The 4,107-nt window shown below is 66.1% G+C and carries 3 protein-coding genes and 1 pseudogene; all 4 read right to left on the bottom strand.

The window, feature by feature from the left end:
- Window positions 1-144: 144 nt before the first annotated feature.
- The 4 genes and pseudogenes from ABD774_RS21220 to ABD774_RS21210 all read right to left on the bottom strand — a co-directional run bounded on the left by ABD774_RS21220 (window position 145) and on the right by ABD774_RS21210 (window position 3,876).
- Window positions 145-1,377: an IS110 family RNA-guided transposase gene (locus tag ABD774_RS21220; RefSeq protein WP_345045686.1), complete on the bottom strand. Its 1,233-nt coding sequence runs from the start codon at window positions 1,375-1,377 to the stop codon at window positions 145-147.
- A 649-nt stretch (window positions 1,378-2,026) separates the two neighbouring features.
- Window positions 2,027-2,197 carry a helix-turn-helix domain-containing protein gene (locus tag ABD774_RS21890; protein WP_486327359.1) on the bottom strand — a complete coding sequence of 57 codons (171 nt, stop codon included), beginning with the start codon at window positions 2,195-2,197 and terminating at the stop codon, window positions 2,027-2,029.
- Between the two features lie 57 nt (window positions 2,198-2,254).
- Window positions 2,255-3,277 (bottom strand): annotated as a pseudogene (locus tag ABD774_RS21215) (PDDEXK nuclease domain-containing protein); the annotation flags it as partial.
- Window positions 3,274-3,876, bottom strand: coding sequence for a recombinase family protein (locus ABD774_RS21210; protein WP_345045681.1), 603 nt, complete (start codon window positions 3,874-3,876; stop codon window positions 3,274-3,276). The pseudogene ABD774_RS21215 and the gene ABD774_RS21210, both read right to left, overlap by 4 nt.
- Between the last annotated feature and the right edge of the window lie 231 nt (window positions 3,877-4,107).

Here is a 4,107-nt window from a genome sequence, read left to right as displayed (position 1 = left end):
CACGACCGAGGAACCCGAAGTGGAAAAGCCGGGCAGACCGGCGAGTCCTCCATGCCCGCACACGAAATGCTTCACGCCGAACGACTCAGAATGACCGACGAAAGCCGACCGGTGGATCGAGGCTGAGGTGAAACCCGAGGTGAGTCAGGCTGGGACTGGCTGGGCGGTGACGGTGTAGCCGAGCTGGGTAAGCTCGTTGATCAGGCGCCTGGCTCTGCGTTGAGGGTTGTTGCGGCGGATGAAGTAGTCCGCGCCGAGGTCTTGATATGGCTCGCGGCGTTCGAGCATGTAGAAGATTGACACCAGGATCGAGTGCTCGACGGCGACGATGGCCTTAGCGTGCCCGCGCCTGCCCTTGACCCGGGCGTAGAGCGCGGCGAGGTAGGAGCCCTTGACCTTGATCGCGGCGGTGGCGGCGTCGTGCAGGTAGGTCCGTAGCCACTTGTTGCCCTTACGCATGGCACCGGATCTGGATTTGCCGGCGGACTCGTGCTGTCCGGGGCAGCGCCCGGCCCAGGAGGCCAGTCGCTCCGCGGTGCCGAAGACCGTCATGTCGGCACCGATCTCGGCGAGAATCCCCTCGGCCGTGCGGGTGTTGATCCCTGGTGTGGTGGTGATCAGGTCACGATCCGGCGCGAAAGGGTCGATCACCTTGTCGATCTCGACCGACAGGCGTGCGATGACCTCCTCGAGGTAGTCGATCTTCGCCAGGATCTCTCCGACGATGAGGGCGTGGTGATCGGAGAAGCGCCCGCGCAGGGCCTGCTGCAGGGCGGGGATCTTCTTGCGTAGCGCTCCCTTGGCGAGGTCGGCCATCACTGCCGGGTCCCGGGTACCGGAGACCAGGGCGGTGAGCATCGCCCGGCCAGAGACCCCGAGGATGTCCGAGGCTACGGAGGAGAGCTTGACCCCGGCGTCCTGCAACACCTTGTCCAGGCGCTGCGCCTCCCGGGTGCGTTCTTCGATCTGCGCCTTGCGGTAACGGGTCAGGCTGCGTAGCTCCCGCACCGGCTTCGGCGGCACGAACGAGGGCTGTACCAGCCCGTTGGCGATCAGTTGCGCGATCCAGGCCGCGTCAGCCATGTCCGTCTTCCGGCCCGGGACGTTGCGCAGGTGCCGGGCGTTGAGCAACCAGCAGGCCTGAGCGTCCTCCAGGGCGTAGTAGACCGGCTTCCAGTACACCCCGGTGGACTCCATTCCCACCAGCGTCACCTCGTAACCGGTCAGCCAGTCCCGCAGGCCGAGCAGCTCCGCAGTCGTGGTCCCGAATGTCGCCGCGTGCGTCTGGACCTGCGAACCGGACGTGATCCGCACGCACGCAACAACCGTGTCCTTGTGCACGTCGAGCCCCGCACACCGCTCCACCAACGTCTCCACCGCTACCACCTCCACACGAACCAGCAAGAGGCGGATCACCTGAGGAGCTTCACCAGTGGAGTCTGAGGTACGCGCTCGAAGGCAGCAGTTCCATGTGCCCGAAGCTCCCACGTCACACTCAGAAACGGACTCGTTGGCACCAGACGGGCCCGACGTCGGCAGGCGACCCACCACAAGGGTTTCCCACGCTCCACGTGGGCCGCAAGGCCCCCAAACACTCAGAAGCTGTCCTGACGCGGATGAGTTCTGCGAACGATTTCTGATCAAGTCGGGGGAAGTAGTCATGTGGGTGGCCGGTCCTACTGTCAGGAGTACCCGTGCGGGCTCCACCGTGGAGACCGCTACTACCTACAGGAGTTGGGCATGAAGGTTTCCGCTTACCACTCGAGCAACCCGTCAGATCCAGACGTCTACCACGACCACAGCGACTGCCCTTCCGGGCAGCAGATTCCTTCGTACAACAAGAAGCCGGGCACCGGTGGTTATCCGCGGTGCAAGCATTGTATGGAGATGGGCTGACCTGTCGGGCTGCGCTTCGCAGCTAACTCGTGCTCGCATATCGCGGTCGCGGCGCTCAGCTTCAGTTGGGCGCCGCGCCTGCGGCGAGGCCCTCCCGTGCTCGTTCAGTAGTACTAATAGAGGTAAAGGTTCAGTCCTGGGGTGTTTGTCGCTGCTGAATCAAGCGCTCGACGCTGCTCTGCCAGATCACCAGCGTTCGGTCGCTGACTTTGTTGCCTTGGAGGTCTCCTCGTTTGACCATCTGGCCGATTGCTTGGCGGCTGACTCCGAGCATCGCCGCGGCCTCGGACGTGGAGAGCAGCGACTCGGCGGACGTGGGCTTGGGGGCATTGTTCGTGTTGTGCGTTAGTTGACTGAGCTCTACACCTGCGGCGGCGGCGGCGAGCTCTCTGTCGGTGGGGACGGCCTCTCGGACAGAGGCGGGGAGGGTGTCGTAGGTGTAGTCGGCTACGGCCACGGGTGCCGTGGTGCCTGCGAGGGAGTAGCGCACGACGTTGTCGTTGCGGCCCGCGCACAGCAGGATCCCGACGGTGGGGGAGTGGCGGTCGAGGTCGCGGAGGTTGGCGTCGACCCAGCTGACGTAGAAGCCGAGCTGGCCGAGGTGCTCGGGTGCGAAGCGGCCGATCTTGAGCTCGACGACGACGAAGCGGGACTGTGCCCAGTTGAAGAAGAGCAGGTCGATGTAGAAGTCGTCGCCGTCGACGGCGAAGTGGTACTGGCGGCCGACGAAGGCGAAGCCGTGGCCGAGCTCGAGGAGGAAGTCCTGGAGCCGGGTCATCAGTGCCGTCTCGAGGTCGCGTTCGGCGGCGGGCCCGGTGAGGTCGAGGAAGTCGAGGACGTAGGGGTCGCGGGTGAGCTGCTGGGCGAGCTCGGAGTCCGCGGCCGGCAGGTGCGTGGTGAAGTTCGACGGGGCGGCGCCGACGCGGGTGTGCAGGCGGTTCATGATCTGGTTGAGCAGGATGTTCCGCGACCAGCCGTGCTCAGCAGCCGCAGCTGCGTACCAGTCCAACTCGACCCGGTTGTCTACCTTGTCGAGGAGAACCCGGATGTGGCCCCACGGAAGTTGTGCCACAGGCTGCGGCACTTCTTCGCCGGGCCAGGCCTCGGCGAAGGACCGCATGTAGAAGAGGTTTCGCCTGCTCAGGCCCGTCGTTCCCGGGAAGGCCCGGCGCAGGTCGTCCGAGAGTCGGTCGACGACGGCTCGGCCCCACCCTTCCACGTCCTGACGGGCCAGAATGGTTCGTCCGATCTGCCAGTACATACTGATCAGCTCGGTGTTGACCACGCGCTGTGCGCGCCACCGTGCGTCGGCGACGGTGCGCTTAAGCTCCTCGAGCAGCTGTGGGTAGCTGTCTGGCAGCGGGAGGTTCTCGCGGCTCATGACTTGGCTCCTGCCGTGGTCAGGTCGCCGGCGGGTGCCGAGTCGAGGTCGGGTGCGTTGAGGGCGCGGTAGATGGTGGCGCGGGAGACGCCGAAGCTGCGGGTGAGGTCGGTGATGGACTCTCCGCCGGCTCGCAGGGCGCGGACCTGGCGCGCCTGATCGGTGGTGAGCCGGGGTGGTCGGCCGGTGTGCCGCCCGCGGAGCCGGGCGGCCTCGCGGGCGGCGGCGGCGCGCTCGTGCATAAGGTCGCGTTCGTACTCGGCGAGGGAGGCGAAGATGCCGGCGAGCATCCGCCCGGTGGGAGTGGAGTAGTCGATGCCCTCGCGCAGGGATCGTAGGAGGACCTTGGCGTTGGTGAGTGTCTCGACGGTGCGGATGACTCCGGAGAGGGACCGGCCGAGCCGGTCCAGGGCGACGACGACGACTGTGTCGCCGGGGCGGACGTAGTCGAGGAGCTGGGCGAGCCCGGGCCGGTCGTCCCGAGCGCCGGAGAACTTGTCGGTGAAGATCCGCGCGCACCCCGCGGCGGTGAGTGCGTCGGTCTGGGCCTCGAGCGACTGGTGCCCGGTGCTGACTCGGGCGTATCCGACGGTCTTCACGTGGTGGAGTGTCGCAGAAGTCGGCGAGCACGCCGGCGCCGACGCGCCGAGTTTCGAACCAACTTGTGATGCGTCCGGTGCCGCCATTTAACACCGAAGGCCAGTGTCAATCTCCGAAGTCGGCTGCACGGGTGTTCCGAAGTCGTCTTCACTCAACGCTTAGCCCGCGCGAGCGTTCCGCAACAGGGGTTCGATTGCTCCAAAACACCCAGCGTGGGAGTTGCTGCCAGC

It is taken from the genome of Georgenia daeguensis (assembly GCF_039537705.1).
In the GTDB taxonomy this organism is placed as follows: Bacteria; Actinomycetota; Actinomycetes; order Actinomycetales; family Actinomycetaceae; genus Georgenia; species Georgenia daeguensis.
The sequence above is the reverse complement of the archived record's forward strand: the minus strand, read 5'-3'. Positions and strand labels throughout refer to the sequence as shown.